Source organism: Nannocystis pusilla, assembly GCF_020073745.1.
GTDB classification, from domain to species: Bacteria; Myxococcota_A; Polyangia; order Nannocystales; family Nannocystaceae; genus Nannocystis; species Nannocystis radixulma.
In genome coordinates this window covers 1-15,868 of record NZ_JAIRAU010000008.1, presented here as the reverse complement: position 1 = coordinate 15,868, position 15,868 = coordinate 1, and the positions used below count along the sequence as shown (strand labels likewise).

14 protein-coding genes are annotated in these 15,868 nt (G+C 72.6%); 9 read left to right on the top strand and 5 right to left on the bottom strand.

Going from position 1 to position 15,868, the window contains the following annotated elements; genetic code table 11:
• Positions 1–97: 97 nt before the first annotated feature.
• A complete protein-coding gene (locus K7C98_RS09900) occupies positions 98–613 on the bottom strand; it encodes a J domain-containing protein (protein WP_224191353.1) in 516 nt (171 codons plus the stop codon).
• Between the two features lie 137 nt (positions 614–750).
• On the opposite strand from K7C98_RS09900, the gene K7C98_RS09895 reads away from it, so the two are divergent.
• Positions 751–3,315 (top strand): helix-turn-helix domain-containing protein, encoded by a 2,565-nt coding sequence (locus K7C98_RS09895; RefSeq protein ID WP_224191352.1) that lies wholly within the window; start codon positions 751–753, stop codon positions 3,313–3,315.
• Between the two features lie 132 nt (positions 3,316–3,447).
• Here the strand turns inward: K7C98_RS09895 and K7C98_RS09890 are convergent, their stop codons facing one another.
• Entirely contained in the window at positions 3,448–3,696 is a 249-nt protein-coding gene (locus tag K7C98_RS09890) for a hypothetical protein (protein ID WP_224191351.1), read from the bottom strand.
• 906 nt (positions 3,697–4,602) lie between these two features.
• Between K7C98_RS09890 and K7C98_RS09885 the strand changes: the two genes are divergently transcribed.
• Positions 4,603–6,195: a bifunctional 3-(3-hydroxy-phenyl)propionate/3-hydroxycinnamic acid hydroxylase gene (locus K7C98_RS09885; protein WP_224191350.1), complete on the top strand. Its 1,593-nt coding sequence runs from the start codon at positions 4,603–4,605 to the stop codon at positions 6,193–6,195.
• An 83-nt stretch (positions 6,196–6,278) separates the two neighbouring features.
• On the opposite strand, the gene K7C98_RS44680 is transcribed toward K7C98_RS09885, so the two are convergent.
• Positions 6,279–7,127, bottom strand: coding sequence for a universal stress protein (locus K7C98_RS44680; RefSeq protein ID WP_224191349.1), 849 nt, complete (start codon positions 7,125–7,127; stop codon positions 6,279–6,281).
• Between the two features lie 159 nt (positions 7,128–7,286).
• Here K7C98_RS44680 and K7C98_RS09875 point away from each other — a divergent pair, with 159 nt between their 5' ends.
• The gene (locus K7C98_RS09875; RefSeq protein ID WP_224191348.1) at positions 7,287–7,754 is read left to right on the top strand and encodes a hypothetical protein; all 468 of its coding nucleotides are present in this window, start codon (positions 7,287–7,289) and stop codon (positions 7,752–7,754) included.
• A 3-nt stretch (positions 7,755–7,757) separates the two neighbouring features.
• Here the strand turns inward: K7C98_RS09875 and K7C98_RS09870 are convergent, their stop codons facing one another.
• Positions 7,758–9,404, bottom strand: a complete 1,647-nt coding sequence (locus K7C98_RS09870) for a protoglobin domain-containing protein (RefSeq protein WP_224191347.1) — start codon at positions 9,402–9,404, stop codon at positions 7,758–7,760.
• A gap of 198 nt (positions 9,405–9,602) precedes the next feature.
• Between K7C98_RS09870 and K7C98_RS09865 the strand changes: the two genes are divergently transcribed.
• The 5 genes from K7C98_RS09865 to K7C98_RS09845 all read left to right on the top strand — a co-directional run bounded on the left by K7C98_RS09865 (position 9,603) and on the right by K7C98_RS09845 (position 13,635).
• The gene (locus K7C98_RS09865) at positions 9,603–10,334 is read left to right on the top strand and encodes a DUF47 domain-containing protein (RefSeq protein WP_346660274.1); all 732 of its coding nucleotides are present in this window, start codon (positions 9,603–9,605) and stop codon (positions 10,332–10,334) included.
• The gene (locus K7C98_RS09860; RefSeq protein WP_224191345.1) at positions 10,327–11,367 is read left to right on the top strand and encodes an inorganic phosphate transporter; all 1,041 of its coding nucleotides are present in this window, start codon (positions 10,327–10,329) and stop codon (positions 11,365–11,367) included. Before K7C98_RS09865 ends, K7C98_RS09860 begins: the two co-directional genes overlap by 8 nt.
• A gap of 120 nt (positions 11,368–11,487) precedes the next feature.
• The gene (locus tag K7C98_RS09855) at positions 11,488–12,303 is read left to right on the top strand and encodes a tRNA(His) guanylyltransferase Thg1 family protein (protein WP_224191344.1); all 816 of its coding nucleotides are present in this window, start codon (positions 11,488–11,490) and stop codon (positions 12,301–12,303) included.
• A gap of 16 nt (positions 12,304–12,319) precedes the next feature.
• Complete coding sequence (locus tag K7C98_RS09850; protein ID WP_224191343.1) at positions 12,320–13,219, top strand: ADP-ribosylglycohydrolase family protein; 900 nt, start codon at positions 12,320–12,322, stop codon at positions 13,217–13,219.
• 230 nt (positions 13,220–13,449) lie between these two features.
• A complete protein-coding gene (locus K7C98_RS09845; RefSeq protein ID WP_224191342.1) occupies positions 13,450–13,635 on the top strand; it encodes a hypothetical protein in 186 nt (61 codons plus the stop codon).
• A 230-nt stretch (positions 13,636–13,865) separates the two neighbouring features.
• On the opposite strand, the gene K7C98_RS09840 is transcribed toward K7C98_RS09845, so the two are convergent.
• On the bottom strand, positions 13,866–14,675 hold the full coding sequence (locus K7C98_RS09840) for a hypothetical protein (protein WP_224191341.1): 810 nt from the start codon (positions 14,673–14,675) through the stop codon (positions 13,866–13,868).
• A gap of 232 nt (positions 14,676–14,907) precedes the next feature.
• On the opposite strand from K7C98_RS09840, the gene K7C98_RS09835 reads away from it, so the two are divergent.
• Positions 14,908–15,828 carry an FHA domain-containing protein gene (locus K7C98_RS09835; RefSeq protein WP_224191340.1) on the top strand — a complete coding sequence of 307 codons (921 nt, stop codon included), beginning with the start codon at positions 14,908–14,910 and terminating at the stop codon, positions 15,826–15,828.
• The last annotated feature ends 40 nt before the right edge of the window (positions 15,829–15,868 follow it).

Here is a 15,868-nt window from a genome sequence, read left to right as displayed (position 1 = left end):
ACCGGAGAACACGGGGCAAACCAGTGCTCGTCGGCCGCTCACCGCCGGTCGCGGTCGCGCGGCGGCGCTGTGCCGTCATGCGCCGGTCTGTCAGGCGTCATGACTCGGGGCGCTTGCGGCGGGGTCGCCTGGCGGCGCGGCTCCGGCGGGCGAGCGCCTGGTCGTGGGCCTCGCGGAGCGCGCGGAAGGCCTCGGCGTCGCCGCCGCGGTCGGGGTGGGTGAGCAGCGCGCGCTGGCGGAAGGCGGCGCGGATCTCCGCGACCGTGGCCTGCGACGAGAGCCCGAGGACCTGCCAGATCGAGGCGCCCTGCGGCTCGCGGCTCGCGGGCGGCGCGACGCCGGTCGCGTCCTTCGCGGCCTGCGGGAACGGGGCCTCGCCCATCAGCACGCGGGCCCACGCGCGCGCCCAGATCGGCTCGATCTGGACCAGCGCGCGACCGGCGGCCTTCTCGGCGCGGCGCAGGGCCTCGTCGCGCGTGCGGGCGCCGCCCTCCGAGGCGTCGGGCTTGCGGAACGGCTCGCGCGCCGGCGGGGCGGTCCACCAGGCGGCCCACAGGAAGCGGCGGCGTCGCGTCGAGGCGATCGAGACGACGGCGGCGAACAGCTCGGACACGCGCGGATGCTACCCGATCGGGGGGCCGCGGCAACCGATCGGGGTGGAGCGAGGATGTGTCCTGGAGGACATGTCCTGACGGGCTCGCGTGGACAGGGACAGGAGCGGGCGAGACCGGTTAGCATGGCCCAGCACCCGTGCTCCGCTTCAATCACGAGTTGCTCGCGCGGATCCGCACCGAGCTTAACCTGACCCAAGAGGCAGCCGCGGCGGCGGTCGGGGTCGATGTCCGCACGTACCGCCGCTACGAGTCGGGGGCGGTCAACGAGGCGGCCGAGGGCTTCGTGGTCCGCAACGCGAGCCGCCGTCGGCTGCTGACGCAGCTGGGCCGCGAGCTGGGGATCGCGGAGGACGAGCTGGTGGTGGCGATCGAGGCGCCGGCGCCGGCGCCGGCGCGCGAGGGGTGGCGTCCGTGCCACGCGCACACGCTGCCGCGCGCGCGTCACTTCGTCGGCCGCGAGGATGTGCTGGCGCTGCTGCGCGAGCGGTCGCGGCGGGTGATCGCGGTGGTGGCGATCGGCGGGGCGGGCAAGACGTCGCTGGTGGAGCGCTACCTGGCGGAGCTCGGCGAGGGGCCGCACGCGGGCGGGATCTTCGTGTGGAGTTTCTATGACGACACGCGGGTCGAGGCGTTCTTCGCCCGCGCGACAAGGTACTTCGCGGGGGAGGTCGAGGTGGCCGCCGGCGACCGACCGCAGGTGCTGCAGCAGGCGCTGGCCGCGGGCGCGCCGCACCTGCTGGTGCTCGACGGGCTCGAGGCGGTGCAGGGCAGCGGGTCGGGCGAGACGACGTACGGGCGGCTGGCCGACGGGGCGCTGCGCCGGCTGTTGATGGCGGCGGTGCGCGGGCTCGGGGCGACGCGCGTGCTGCTGACGTCGCGCTTCGAACCGACGGACCTGCAGGCGTGGGACGGGCAGGAGCTGACGACGGTGCGGCTCGGCGGGCTGTCGCCGGCGGAGGGCTCGACGCTGCTCGAGCGCTGGGGGCTGGTCGCGGGGGCGACGCTGCAGCCGCTGGTCGATCGCGTCGGCGGACACGCGCTGTCGCTGGCGATGCTCGGGTCGTACGCGGGGACGTTCCTCGACGGCGACGGCGAGCGAGCGCAGGCGATCGCGCTCGAGCCGGCCGCGCGCGACGATGTGCAGGCGCGGCGGCTGCTGACGGTGCTGGCCGCGTACGCGCGCGCGCTGGCGCCGGAGGAGCGCGACGTGGTGGCTCGCCTGGCGCTGTTCCCCGCGGGCGCCGACGCGCCGCTGCTGGCCCGGATCGCGGCGGCGGGGGGCGCTGCGGCGGGGGCGCTGGCGGGGCTCGAGGCGGCGAAGATCGTGCCGATCCTGGCGCGGCTCGAGCGGCTCGGGCTGGTGGCCCGCGCGGCGCCGCAGCGCTGGACGGCGCACCCGTTCGTGGCCGAGTACTTCCGCTCGCTGCTCGGCGCGCCGCCGGAGGCGATCCACGAGGTCGAGCGCGAACACCTGCTCGCGAGCCTCACGGTCCACGCCCCGGGGCCGCAGGCGCACGATCGACTCGACACGTACGAGGCGCTGCTGATGCACACGCTGCGCGCGGGGCGAGTGAGCGAGGCGGCGTCGATCTACTTCCGCGGCCTCGGCGGGTTCTCGCACCTGGGGCTGCAGCTCGGGGCGATGAGCCGGGGGGCCCGGATCGTCCGCGAATTCGCGGCCGACGGCGATCCCGGGCGCATGCTGCCGGCGCTCGGGGGGGGTCGGCGCGCGCGGCTGGTGTACGACTGGGGGCTGTACGCGGGCGCGCTCGGAGATCTGGCGCAGGCGAGCCGGTGCTTCCGGATCCACGGGACGCTGGTGCGCGAGGAGGGCAGCCTCGAGGGGCTGACGACGAGCCTGCGCGCGCTGGCGTACACGGAGCGCCTGGCGGGCTCGCTCACCGAGGCGCTGCAGCTGGCCGAGATGGCGGCGGAGGTGGCGATCCGCGCGCAGTCGCCGGGGGACGCGGCGCGGGCGCTGGCGCTGCAGGCCCGCGTGCTGCACGACCTCGGCCGGGTCGACGCGGCCGAGGCGTGCTTCGAGCAGGCGCGCGGGCTGGGCGATCGACCGTTCGCGCGGCGCTCGTTCTGGACCGCCGAACACGCGCTGGCGCTCGGTCGAGTGACTGCGGCGCAGGCGGAGGTCGAGGGCAACCTGGCCGGATTGCACGAGCTCGGCTGGGCGGGCCATCGCGCGCACGCGGAGACGATCCTAGGACAGGTGGCGCTCGCCGGCGACGAGCCGGACCCCGACCGCGCGACCCTTCATCTGATGCACGCACGCGAGTGGACGACGGCGACCGGCGAGATCGAGGTGGTGCTGCGCTGCCACGAGCTGGAGGCGCAGATCTGCCTGGCGGAGCGGCGCTTCGCCGACGCGGAGCGGGCGATCCGCGGCGGGCTGGCGCTGGCCGAGACGTGCGGGTTCGGCCTGTTCGCCGGAGTCTTTAAAAATTTGGCGCTGGCGCGGTCGCTCGAGGTCGGGGCCGGGGTGGCCGAGGCCGCGGCGCTCGCGTTGGCGGCGGCGCGGGCGCAAGCGACGGCGGCGTGGAACCTGGCGGACGCGCTGCACCTCGCCGGAATGGCTGCGCTGACGACGGGGACGCCGGCGCGCGAGCTGTTGGCGGAGGCGGAGCGGCTGCGGGCATGGCTGCGCCACCCGCAGCTGGCGGCGACGCGGGCGGCGCTGGCGCGGGCGTGAATGTCCTTCGGGACATTTTATTAAAATAGGAGAGCGTCACGAGAGATGTCCGGAGGGACATCTGTCATGATTGTGGGCACGAGGGCCCCGCCGCCGCGGAGGGCGGCGGGGCGAATGGCCTGACGGGAGCGCTCAGCCGCGGAAGCGCGACGACGGGTTGTGGCGCCGGCGGACGTCGGCGCCGCCGCCGTGCTGGCGGTTCGGCGCCGGCTCGCGGCGGCGCTCGTCGGGGCCGTGGCCGGGCTTCTGACGGGCCGGTGCGGCGCCGCCGAGGGCCCATGAGAGCGGGCCGGTGTGGACGCGCTCGGGTTTGGGGTCGGTGCGCGGGTCGGGGACGGTGAGCTCGGGGGCGGTCCTGGGAGCGGGAATCGTTTTGGGCATGAGGTCGCGATCCTTCGAGCCTGTCCGAATGAACAGGCGTGGGGATCCCGCGCGCCGGGGCGCGGGAGGATGAACAGGCGACGACGCGGTCCGGCACACGTCCTGCGCGCCGGACGACGATTGTCCACAGGCGTGAATCACCCTCGACGGGAGATCACGGCCCTGCGGCCTCGCGGGGACGCTTTCGCGTCTGCGCGAGGAGTCCGGCGACCGACCGCCGGCGACGCTGTGCCGATGCGTGTTCGCATGCGCGACCCGCACCGCGTCCGCGGCGCACATGGCCGCGAAGCGGGAGAAAATCGACACAGAGCGCGGCTGGCGAACCGGTGAGGGCGCCGCGTCGGTGTGCTCGAAGACTCGGGGTTCAGACGTCCATAATCGACCCCATCGCTGAGGCCGACTCCACATTACTCGCAGGTCCCGGGCCTGTCAAGGCGGCGAGCGACGGGGCGCACGTCCACGCGAATGCAGAGCTCGATGGTTCGGGCGGGCGCGGCGAATGCGAGAGGTGTTCGAGCATCACATGTCTCTGAGGACATGTTGAGGCTCGGTGGAACACGACGGCGCCGGAGCCGGCAGTGGGCGGCGCGGTCGGCCGACGACTTCGCCGGCGAGCAGCTCGAGATCGCCGGAGCCGGTGCCGCGGGCCTGGACCGTCTCGCCGAGCCGCTGTTGACGAGCGAGGCGCAACACCCCGGGAAGTGTCACCGGGGCGGAAGCGCGCGTTGGGGGCGGACCTTCAATGGGCATTCACCGCGTCGCCGTGGCGGTAGAATGCGTTTCGATTCGTGGCAGCGCAAATCACGTGAGTCGAGGTCGCGGCCGGCGTCCGGCGGAGGTCACGGGGTCTCGACGCGTGCATGATTCTCGGCCATGATGCGGCGCCTTTCTCCGGCCGCGCCCGCCATGTCCGAAGCCCCGGCACTCGACTGTGACGTCGCCATCGTCGGCTGCGGGCCGGTGGGGGCGGTGGCGGCCAATTTTTTGGGAATGGCGGGGGTGCGCTGCGTGGTGCTCGAGCGCGAGACGAGCGCGCACGGCCAGTCGCGCGCGTTCAGCTGCGACGACGAGGCGCTGCGGATCTACCAGCAGATCGGCCTGGTCGACCGCCTGCTGGCGGACATGGTCTCGCCCGACCGGGTCGACTACACGGGGGTGGCCGGCCGCCATTTCGCCGAGTTCCGGCTGGCCCGCCTCGACTTGGGCTCGGCCTACAGCCCGCTGCACTTCTTTCACCAGCCGACGCTGGAGGCGACGTTGCGCGCGGGGATCGGCCGCTTCCCGGCGGTGTCGCTGCGGCTCGGCTGCGAGGTGACGGGCCTGGAGGTCGGCGCCGAGGCGGTCACGCTCGCGCTGCGCGAGGACGGGGCTCGCAAGGCGCTGACGACTCGCTACGTGCTCGGCTGCGACGGGGCCCGCAGCGCGTTGCGCCAAATGTTGGGAGTCGCGCTGCACGGTTCGCGCTGCGACGAATCGTGGCTGGCGATCTCGGGCTTCGCCGAGCCGGGGGCGCTGCGCGTGCCCAACACCCGATTCGTGTGCGACCCGCGGCGGCCGACCTTCGTCAGCCTGTGCCCGGCCAACGAGGTCCGCATCGAGCGCAGGATCCTCCGCGGCGAGACGCCGGCGGCGCTCGAACGGCCGGAGTCGGTGCGCGCGTTCGTGGCGCCGTTCGTCGACCCCGACCGCTATCGCATCACCCGCGCGGCGACCTATCGCTTCGGCAAACACGTGGCCGAGCGCTGGCAGGTCGGCCGGGTGTTCCTGCTCGGCGACGCGGCCCATCAGATGCCGCCGTTCATGGGTCAGGGCCTGGTCTCGGGGCTGCGCGACGCGGCCAACCTGACGTGGAAGTTGACGGCGGTGCTGGCGGGTACGGCCGACCCGGCGCTGCTGGCGACGTACGAGGTCGAGCGGCGGGTGCACACGCAGGCGATGATCGACGTCAGCGCGCGCATGGGCCTGGTGTTCCTCACCGACGCACCCCGGCTGGCGGCGCTGCGCGACCTGGCGCTGTGGGCGATCCAGCGGATCGCGCGGGTCCGCCGGTTCATCCGCGACTTCGAGTTCAAGCCGCCGCCGCTGCACACCCGCGGCTTCATCGCCGGCGGCCGGCGGCCGCGCGGCGGGGCCCAGGGGACCTACTTCCCGCAGGTCCGCGGGGCGGCCGGGCTGTCCGACGAGCTCCTCGGCCCGGGCTTCGCGGTGGTCGGCTTCGAGGTCGACCCGCGAACGGTCGACCCGGATGGCCTTTTGGCCAGGTTGGCGCCGCGCTTCGTCCGCGTGCGCGCGGGCGCCGGCGCGGCCGAGCGAGGGCTGAGCGAGGTCGTCGACGCCGGCGACAAGCTGGCGGTGTGGTTTCGCCGCCACCGCGCGGCCGTGGCGATCGTCCGCCCCGACCGCCACGTGTTCGCCGCCGGACCGGCGCACGCGGCCGCGAGTCTCGGCCGGGCGCTGGCGACGGCCCTGCGCGATCCGGCGCGGCTGATGCGCGGCTGATGCGAAGGACATGCCCTGAAGAGCATGTGTTGAAGGCTATGTCCTATCGGACAGTTCCGAAGGGACATGCAGGGCGATACACGTCAGTCGGGCGGCGGGACGACGGCGACCGGGCAGGCGGCGAGGCCGGCCAGCGCCGAGGCGGTGCTGCTGAGGAAGATCCGGGCCGGCATCCCGAGCCGGCGCGAGCCGACGACCACGAGCGCGGCGTCGCGGTCCTCGGCGAGCTCGGCGAGCTCGAGCGCCGGATCGCCGTGGCGGATGTGCCGCGGCAGGTGATCGAGGCGGTGCGTGACGGCCCAGCGCTCGGTCGTTTCGGCGACCTCGGCGCGGTAGGTGTCGCGCGCGTGCACCCACACGGGGTCGCGGAGCTCGTCGTTCTCCTCCTCGTAGAAATCTTCGCCGACGTGCACGAGCTCGAGCGGGCGGCCGACGCGGGCGGCGAGGTCGGTGGCGAACGCGACGGCCGCGTCGCTGGCCGGTCCGAGGTCGGTGGCGAGGAGGATCGGTCCGGCGGCGACGGTGACGAGCGTCGGCGGGACGACGACCACCGGCGCGGGCAGGTGGCGCAGCATCCTGCGGGCGACCGGGCCGAGGCGGAACAGGGCGCGGCGCGGCTGACTGGCGGCGCGGCCGACGATCAGGGCGGTGGCGCCGAGGGCCAGGCGCTGCAGCCCGGCCTCGGCGGTCTCGGCCTCCTCGGTGACGAGCCGCGCCGGCGGGCGGCAACCGAGCGCCCGGGCCATGCGCGCGACGGCGGCGGCGATGTCGGCCTCGACGTCGCCGCGGGTGTAGGGGCGGCTCCACGCCTCGAGCACGTAGGCGCCGACGACTGATTCGCCGGCTGCGCCGAGCCAGCCGGCGAACGCGAGGGCGCCGCGGCTGCGGTCGCGGAGGTCGAGGGCGACGATCCATGGGCTTGCTGTCGACACACCGAGAAGATAACGCCGGCCGCGCGGGGCGAGGTGACAATGTCGCGATGGCGGTGTGCGATCGGTCGAGGACAGCGCGGTCCGGTGTGGCCTGCCGCGCCGTCACGGGGCGCAGGAGTTTCGCGGTCGCCGGTCGGCGAGACGTCGCCATGAATGGGTATGTCGATCCTCGCGCGAACCGCCGCCGTTCTGCTCGCTCTGGCCGCCTGCGACATGATCCACGCCGAGGGGCCGCCGAAGCTCGAGGAGAGCAGGCACAACGCCAGCGGCGACCGCGGCGGGCTCGTCGCCTGCTACGACGATTGCAAGCGGCAGCAGCTCGAGCCGACCGACGAGGCGAGCTGCCGCGGGAATTGTGAGATGGCGTTCAAGGTGACGCCGACGGCCGCGGACCCGGTGTTCGACGCGGCGGCGAAGTGCCTGCACGAGTGCGGCGACTCGCGGTCGTGCGCCCGGCGGTGCAAGCGGCGGGCGCGGGCGGCCGACAAGACGCTGACGGCCGAGGCGCTGCGGCGCCTCGAGGAGTGCGTCGACGCCTGCGACACGGAGGAGAAGAACACCGGCGATCGCTGGACCTGCGTCCGCAACTGCGCGCAGACGACGAGGACCGAGGGGCCGGCGTCGTGAGGTTCAGCGCTTGCCGCGGGGCGCCGCGACCGGCGCGAGCGGGAGGGCGACGCGGAACAGCGAGCGGCCGGGGACGCTGTCGACGTCGATCGTGCCGCCGTGGTCGGTGACGATCCGGTGGGTGATCGACAGGCCGAGGCCGGTGCCTTGCGGCTTGCTCGAGTAGAAGGCGTCGAAGATCGGGCTGCCGGGGGCGATGCCGGGGCCGTCGTCCTCGACCTCGAGGGTGACGGTGCGCGGCTGCCGGCGCGCGCGGACGACGACCTTGCCGCCGCCGCCGGGCGCGAGCGCCTCGATGGCGTTGCAGGCGAGGTTGAGCAGGACCTGCTCGAGCTTGGCGCGGTCGGCGACGAGCTCGATCGGGGCGATCGGGACGTCGAGGGCGAGGCTCACCGCGCCGCCCTCGGCCTGGGCGGCGACCAGCTGGGCCACGCGCTCGAGCAATGGTTGCACGCACACGGTCTCGAGCTTGAGCGGACGCGGCCGCGCGAACTCGAGGAACTCGGTGACGAGGGCGCCGAGGCGCTTCATCTCGTCGCCGACGACGGTGACCGAGTCGTGCACGCGCGGGCCGGTGTCGCCGCGTCCCAGGGCCCGCTGCAGGTAGGTGAGGTGCAGCTGCGCGCCGTTGAGGGGGTTGCGGATCTCGTGGGCGAGCCCGGCGGCGAGGGTGCCGATCGCGGCGAGCTTCTCCTGCTGCTGGGTGCGGGCCAGCAGCGCGGTCTCGTCGGTCGAGTCGATGCCGAGCGCGAACACCGAGACCTCGTCGCCCTCGGCCGGCGCGTAGGTGAGGCGCCAGCGGACCACGCGGGTGCGGCCGGCGCGGGTCTGCACGGTGGTCTCGAGCGGCGGCTCGTCGTCGTCGGCGGGCCCGGACCTGTGCGCCTCGGGGCCGGCGCGGTGGAGCTCGGCGAAGTGGTCCAGCCGCTCGCGCAGGCGCCGGCCGTCGCCGCTGTCGTCGACGTGCAGGACCTCGACGAACCCGCGGCCGAGCACCTCGTCGCGTTGATGCCCGGTGACGCGCTCGGCCTCGCGGTTGAACAGGCGCACGCAGCCGTCGGCGTCGAGCCCGAGGATGAGCACGCGCGCCAGCTCGACGGCGTTGATGTAGCGGTGCTCGGTGCGCGCGAGCGACCGCCCGAGCGCCTGCTTCTCGAGCCGCTCGAATTGCTGGATCCGGAGCACGAAGTCGTCGCGGTAGCTCTCGAGCATGATCGCCAGCTCGAGGTCGAGGAGCCGCGAGATCGCGGCGGCGGTGCCCGGGCCGTCGCTCGGCGCGGCCTCGGCGATGGCGACCAGCGAGCCGCGGATCCGCGCCATCGCGGTGAACATGTAGCGCTGCGGCAGGCCGACCTTGACGTGCACGCGGCCGATCGTGGCGGTGTCCTGATAGTAGGACTCGTCGTAGACGCCGCCGAACAGGCGCCCGAGCCAGCGGACGAGCGAGCGGTGCAGGCGGGCGATCTGCTCCTCGCCGGTGAAGACGGCGTGGGCCTCCTCGTGCAGGCGGATGCGCTCGTAGAACTCGCGGGCGATCCGCTCGAAGTGCGGCGCCGCGAGCTCGCGCGCGGCTCGCAGGTACTCGGCGTCCTCGGCGGTGAAGCCGATGTAGCGCTTGAGCTCCTCGAACCGCGTCTCCAGGGTCTGCATCGCGACGCTCCCGCGCGCCCGGAGCTCTCCGGGTAACACGCGGCGATCGAGGCCGACAAGCGCAGGTCTTTCGGAGCGCGCGGCGAGGCGTCGCGCCCGCGGCGCGAGACGATCTACGCGTGGTGGTACCTCACGTGCGTCCCGACGTCGCGGCGAAGACGGCGGCGGCCGGGCCTCCACGCGGTCGATGTGACGGGCATGTTACAGGTGGGCCGGCGCTGCGTGAAATGCGCGAGCAAGCGATGGACTCGCCGGCAGAGGCCGGCTAGCTTCGCGCGCGGAGAAGCACCCATGGCGCTGCAGGACGTAATCCGTTGGCTACTTCCGCGGGAGGATGTGTTTTACGGGCTCATCGAGCGGCAGAGCGAGCTGTGCGAGCAGGCCGCCCGCGCGCTCGCCGAGTTCGCGCGAGGGGTCCCGGCGGAGAAGGTGCGCGAGCGGGTGCAGGAGCTCGAGCACCAGGCGGACGCGATCGTCTACGAGATCGAGGATCAGCTGGAGCGAGTGTTCGTGACGCCGATCGACCGCGAGGACATCCAGCTGCTGGCCGCGTCGATCGACGACATCGTCGACCTGATCAACCTGACGGGCCGGACCTTCGAGCTGTACGCGGTGCCGGAGCCGTCGCCGCCGATGATCGAGCTGATGAACATCCTGGTGAAGATGACCGAGCTGTTGAAGGCGGAGCTGCCGGCGCTGCGGCGCCACGAGTACGCCAAGCTGATCGCGGTCGGGCGGGTGATCAAGACCCACGAGAAGGAGGCCGACCGGATCTTCCGCAACGCCGTCGGGGAGCTGTTCCACGACCCGGCGATCGACGCCAAGGTGCTGCTGCGCGACAAGGAGGTCCTCGAGGACCTCGAGAAGGCGATCGACAAGTGCGAGACGGTGGCCGAGCGGCTCAAAAATCTGGCGGTGAAACATGGTTAGCGCGCTGACTCTGGTGATCGTGGTGATCGTGGTCGCGCTGGTGTTCGACTACATCAACGGCTTCCACGACGCGGCCAACGCGATCGCCACGGTGGTCTCGACCGGGGTGCTGCCGGTCCGCACGGCGGTCATCCTCGCCGGCGTGCTCAACTTCGTCGGCGCGATCACGGGCACGGCGGTGGCCAAGACGATCGCCTCGGGCTTCGCCGAGCCGATGGTCGTGACGCAGGTGGTGGTGCTGGCGGCGCTGGTCGGCGCGTGCATCTGGAACCTGCTGACGTGGTGGTACGGCATCCCGTCGAGCTCGTCGCACGCGCTCATCGGCGGGCTCGCGGGGGCGGTCGTCGCTCACGCGGGGCTGTCGGCGTTCAACTGGAGCACGCTGGTCGACAAGGTGCTCATCCCGCTGGTGGTGTCGCCGCTGGCCGGGTTCACGATCGCGTTCCTGTTCATGATCGGGCTGTTGTGGCTGGTGCGGGCGTTCCGTCCGGCGACCGTCCAGCGCGGCTCACGGCGCCTGCAGCTGGTCTCGGCCTGCATGATGGCGTTCTCGCACGGCTCGAACGACGCGCAGAAGGCGATGGGCATCATCACCCTGGCGCTGGTGTCGTTCGTCGCGGCCGGCTACACCGGCTTGCCCGACTCGATGCTGCCGGTCGGCAAGGATGTGCCGACGTGGGTGGTGTTCGCGTGCGCGGCGGCGATCGGCTTCGGCACGATGGCGGGCGGCCAGCGCATCATCAAGACGATGGGCGCGAAGATCATCCGCATCACGCCGCTGCAGGGCTTCGCGGCCGAGACCGCGGGCACGGCGACGATCCTCACCGCGAGCGCGATGGGCGTGCCGGTGTCGACGACGCACTGCATCAGCGCGTGCATCATGGGCGTCGGCGCGAGCAAGCGCCTGTCGGCGGTCCGCTGGGGCGTGGCCGGCAACATCGTCCTCGCGTGGGTGCTGACGATCCCCGCCAGCGCCGGGTTCGCGTTCCTGTCGCTGCTCGGTTTGCGCGCGATCTTCGGCGACCTGGCCTAGCCGGCAGCCTTGGTGCGAGCCGGCGCTCCACGGGCTGCTGGCGCGTGACCGCGCGGGCCGGCGGACCTCGACCGCAGGGCCCGCCCGTGCGAGCCTGACGGCGCGCGACAGGAGGCGCCGATGCAGGACGATCTCGGGGACCGAATGAAGATGTACGAGATGGCGGAGGCCGGCCGGAAGTGCATGCCGCTCCTCCCCATCGTGGCCCGCATCGACGGGCGCTCGTTCTCGAAGTTCACGTCGGGGCTCGAGCGCCCGTACGACCGCCGATTGTCGGAGCTGATGATCGACACGGTCAAGTTCCTGGTGCGCGAGACCAATGCGGTGTGCGGTTATACGCAGTCGGACGAGATCACGCTGGCCTGGTACACGCCGAACTTCGACAGCCAGATCATCTTCGACGGGCGGATCTCCAAGCTCGTGTCGGTCCTGGCCAGCTTGACGACGGCGCACTTCAACCGCCGGCTGCCGCAGTTCCTGCCCGCCGAGTACGCGGAGAAGTTGCCGCACTTCGACGCGCGGATGTGGAACCTGCCGTCGCTCGAGGAGGCGGCCAACGCGTTTTTGTGGCGCGAGCTCGACGCGATCAAGAACTCGATCTCGATGGCCGCCAGGGCCCACTACAGCCACAAGCAGCTCGACGGCAAGAACGGCGCCGAGATGCAGGAGATGCTGCTGCAGAAGGGCGTGAACTGGCACGAGTACCCCGACTTCTTCAAGCGCGGGACGTACGTCCAGCGGCGCAAGACCGTGCGCAAGTTCGACGCCGAGGAGCTCGAGAAGCTGCCGCCCATGCACGAGGCGCGCAAGAACCCGGAGTTGATGATCGAGCGCACCGACTACGTCGCGCTCCCGCTGCCGCCGCTCAACCGGGTGAAGAATCGCGTGGCCGTGCTGTTCGAGGGCGCGGCGCCCGAGACGGCCGAGACCGCGTGAGTCGGAGGTGATGACGATGCTGCCAAAGGATCACGACGTACGCATGAGCCGCGCCCGCCTGGCCCTCGCCGGGCTGTCGGTCGGCGACGCCCTCGGCGAGCGCTTCTTCGGCCGCGACTCGGTGGTCGAGCGCGCGATCGCCGGGCGCGTCGAACCACCGGACCCATGGTCGTGGACCGACGACACGGCGATGGCGCTGTCGATCGTGGCGACGCTCGAGCGCCACGGGGACATCGACGCCGACTTCCTGGCCCGCGCGTTCGCGCGGCGCTACGAGCTCGAGCCGCAGCGCGGCTACGGCGGGACCGCCCACGAGATCTTGCAAGACATCGCGTCCGGCAGACCATGGCGCGAGGTGTCGGCGGCGGTGTTCGGCGGCGAGGGCTCGATGGGCAACGGGGCGGCGATGCGCGTGGCACCGGTCGGGGCGTACTTTGCCGATGATGTCGCGCGTGCGGTCGAGGCCGCGCGGCTGTCGGCGCTGCCGACTCACGCCAACGCCGACGCGCAGGCGGGGGCGATCGCGGTCGCGGTGGCTGCGGCGTTGGCGTGGCAGATGCGCGAGGCGCCCGACGGCGAGCGGCTGATGGCGAGGGTCATCGAGCACACGCCCGAAGGACTGACGCGGCACGGGCTCGTGCAGGCGCTCGAGCTGCGCGCGCAGGGGGTGCCGACGGCGATCGCGGCGAAGCGGCTCGGCAGCGGCTACCGGGTGCTGGCGTGGGACACGGTGCCGTTCGCGCTGCTGTGCGCGTCGCGGCACCTCGACAGCTATGAGGAGGCGTTCTGGGACACGGTCTCGGGCCTCGGCGACCGCGATACGACCTGCGCGATGGTCGGCGGCGTGGTGGCGATGAGCGTCGGCGAGGCGGCGATCCCCGCGCGCTGGCTCGCGGCGCGCGAGCCGCTGTCGTGAACGCGTCGACGCGCCCGGGCCTGGCCGCGAGCGCGTCGACGTCCGCACCGGTGATTACGGATCGATCGGGACCGGCGGCACGACCTTGATCTCGCTCGACACGCTGTTGGCCAGCTCCGACAGGGCGTGGCGGTAGATGTCGATCTGCTCCGAACACCAGCCGTAGTTGTAGAGGTGGACCAGGCTGAAGTAGCGGATGAAGGGGCGCGCGTCGGTGCGTGTTCAAGTCGATGAAGACCGACGATGCGTTTCGGCATTCGTCGTTCGGCGGCGCAAGCTCGCTCGTGTCACACCACGAGACGATCGTCGGACTCGACAATGCGAATCTGTCGCGCGTTCTCGTGGACGACCGTGCATACCGGCCGCCCCTGGGCGAGCCACACGGTCTGCACCGAACTCTCATGCGTGTTGAATGAGAACAGGAGCTCGTCGCCGGTGTCCGACGGGAATCGGTAGCGTCAGAACCCGTCCGAGGGGCTGGCATCGAATGGGCCCACACCGAGGTGGGCCAGAAATTCGTCTTCCGTCGGTGCTGTCGTGGGCATCGTGGCCGCGTCGATCTACCACGAGGTGGCACGATCGCGGAATGGGCAGTCGGCTCGAAGCCCCACGGAGCCCGCTTGCGGATCCTCGCCGAGGGGCGTCGTCATTGCACGGTGCCGCGGCCGGCGTCCTTGCTGCGCCAGGTGAACTCGTACTTGATCTTCTGGCACTTGCCGGCCAGGAGGGTGAGCACCTCGTCGGGGACGTCGACCTCGAGAGCGTCGATGGCGTTCTTGATCCGCGCGTCGAGGACAGGGTCGCCGGTGCTCTGCTTGAGCTGGGCGGACAGGCTGCCGTCGGGGCAGACCTCGAGGCGGAACTTGTAGGTGACGTCGTTGCCCTCGGCGGCGAAGGTGCCGACGCGCATGTTGTTGAGCGCGCGCATGACCGCGGTGGCCCACGGGTCGCCGGCCTTGTAGGTGTCGGACCAGCCGTCGGCCGAGCCGAAGGGATCGCCGGGCAGCTCGTCGACGGTCGGCAAATCGTCGTAGGGGGTGTTGGACGGGCGGTCGCGGTCGGACACGGGGGCGGCGGGGTCTCTCGGCTTGCTCGGCGCGCTGGTGTCCCTGTCGCTGGTGGGCCTGGGCGGCGTGGGCTTGGGCGCGGGCTGGTCGTCGGTGGTGACGGAGGACCTGGCGGCGTGGTCGGGCGCGCGGGTGGCCCGCACGACCGGCTTCTCGGGGATGGCCTGCGGGTCGAGCTGCGGGCCGCGGCGCACCAGCTCGCCGGGGATGTACTCGATGAGCGCGATGTCGTCGTCGGCCGAGACCTCGAAGGTCGGCGCGAACATGACGAGCGCGGCCACGCCGCCGCTCAGCAGGGTCGAGCCGACGAGGCTGCCGACGAAGGCGGTCGAGTTGCTGGCGATCTCGCGGAGCTGCCGGGCGAACGCGGCGAATGGAGTGAGCAGCATGGGGACGCTGCGGACCTGCGGGCGGGGGGACCGGTCGGCTGCGGGCACAGTGGGGCGTCGGACGACCGCGGGCGCGGCGATATTCGCCGGGCCGGAGCGCGCGCTGTGGACTCGGTTCGAGCCGAGCGAGCAGACGGCTCGGCGGGCGGGCCGCCCGCTCGTGTGTCGATTGCTCCGGCGACGCCGGGTCCGGTGGTCGATTCGGCGAGGTCGGTTACCTTCGAGGATCGCCATGGCTATTCTCCGCTCGGGGGCCTCCGAGGAGCGCGTGGTCCTGCCGGATCGATGTTTGATAGGTCGCTCGAAATCGTGCGACCTGGTGCTGGGGGCGCGCGACGTGTCGGGGCGGCACGCGGAGATCCAGTGGGACGGGGCGCGCTGGGAATTGCACGACCTCGGCAGCCGCAACGGGACCTGCGTCGACGGGGCGCGGCTGGCGGCGGGCGAGCGACTGGTCCTGCATCCGGGGGCGCAGATCCGCTTCGGCCGCGAATCGGCGGTGTTCCGGCTGGAGGACGCGGGCGGGCCGCAGCTGATGGCGCACCGCCTGCCGGCGGGCCCCTGGCAGGTCGGCGAGGGCGGCTATCTGGCGCTGCCCGACCCGGCCGAGCCGGAGTGCTCGATCTACCAGGATCCGCAGGGGACGTGGGTGTGCGAGCGCCTCGGCGAGCTCGGACCGATCGAGGACCGGGCCGTGCTGGTGGTCCGCGGCGAGGTGTGGCGCGTGCACCTGCCGCGGTTCTGCGCGTGCACGTGGCAAGAGAGCGACGGCGGGCTGTGCCTGGCCAACCTCCGGCTGTGCTTCGCGTACAGCCGCGACGAGGAGCGGGTCGAGCTGGTGGCGCTCTGCGGCGAGCGCCGCCTCGATCTCCAGCGCCGGGCGCATCACTACGTGCTGCTGCTGCTGGCGCGACGGCGCCTCGCCGACGAGCGCTCCGGCGTGCCGCTGGCCGAGCAGGGCTGGTTGACCGCGGACGAGCTGCTCAAGATGCTGCGGATGGACGACAATCACCTGAATATCTGCATCCATCGCGCGCGCACGCAGCTCGGGCGACTCGGGGTCGCCGACGCGGCGTCGCTGGTCGAACGGCGCCCGGGGAGCCGGCAGGTCCGCCTGGGCGTCGGGCGGCTCGAGCTGCGCCTGGTCGATTGAGCGGTGCGGCGATCGGGCGCGCGGGCCGGGGTCGTGAAGG

What these genes read in the sequence shown, in the direction of transcription:
- K7C98_RS09865 (WP_346660274.1), top strand. Translation starts at nt 9,603, where the DNA reads ATGTTACAGGTGGGCCGGCGCTGCGTGAAATGCGCGAGCAAGCGATGG.
- K7C98_RS09850 (WP_224191343.1), top strand. Translation starts at nt 12,320, where the DNA reads ATGCTGCCAAAGGATCACGACGTACGCATGAGCCGCGCCCGCCTGGCC.
- K7C98_RS09870 (WP_224191347.1), bottom strand. Translation starts at nt 9,404, where the DNA reads ATGCAGACCCTGGAGACGCGGTTCGAGGAGCTCAAGCGCTACATCGGC.
- K7C98_RS09855 (WP_224191344.1), top strand. Translation starts at nt 11,488, where the DNA reads ATGCAGGACGATCTCGGGGACCGAATGAAGATGTACGAGATGGCGGAG.
- K7C98_RS09840 (WP_224191341.1), bottom strand. Translation starts at nt 14,675, where the DNA reads ATGCTGCTCACTCCATTCGCCGCGTTCGCCCGGCAGCTCCGCGAGATC.
- K7C98_RS09885 (WP_224191350.1), top strand. Translation starts at nt 4,603, where the DNA reads ATGTCCGAAGCCCCGGCACTCGACTGTGACGTCGCCATCGTCGGCTGC.
- K7C98_RS09835 (WP_224191340.1), top strand. Translation starts at nt 14,908, where the DNA reads ATGGCTATTCTCCGCTCGGGGGCCTCCGAGGAGCGCGTGGTCCTGCCG.
- K7C98_RS09860 (WP_224191345.1), top strand. Translation starts at nt 10,327, where the DNA reads ATGGTTAGCGCGCTGACTCTGGTGATCGTGGTGATCGTGGTCGCGCTG.
- K7C98_RS09875 (WP_224191348.1), top strand. Translation starts at nt 7,287, where the DNA reads ATGTCGATCCTCGCGCGAACCGCCGCCGTTCTGCTCGCTCTGGCCGCC.
- K7C98_RS09890 (WP_224191351.1), bottom strand. Translation starts at nt 3,696, where the DNA reads ATGCCCAAAACGATTCCCGCTCCCAGGACCGCCCCCGAGCTCACCGTC.
- K7C98_RS09845 (WP_224191342.1), top strand. Translation starts at nt 13,450, where the DNA reads ATGAAGACCGACGATGCGTTTCGGCATTCGTCGTTCGGCGGCGCAAGC.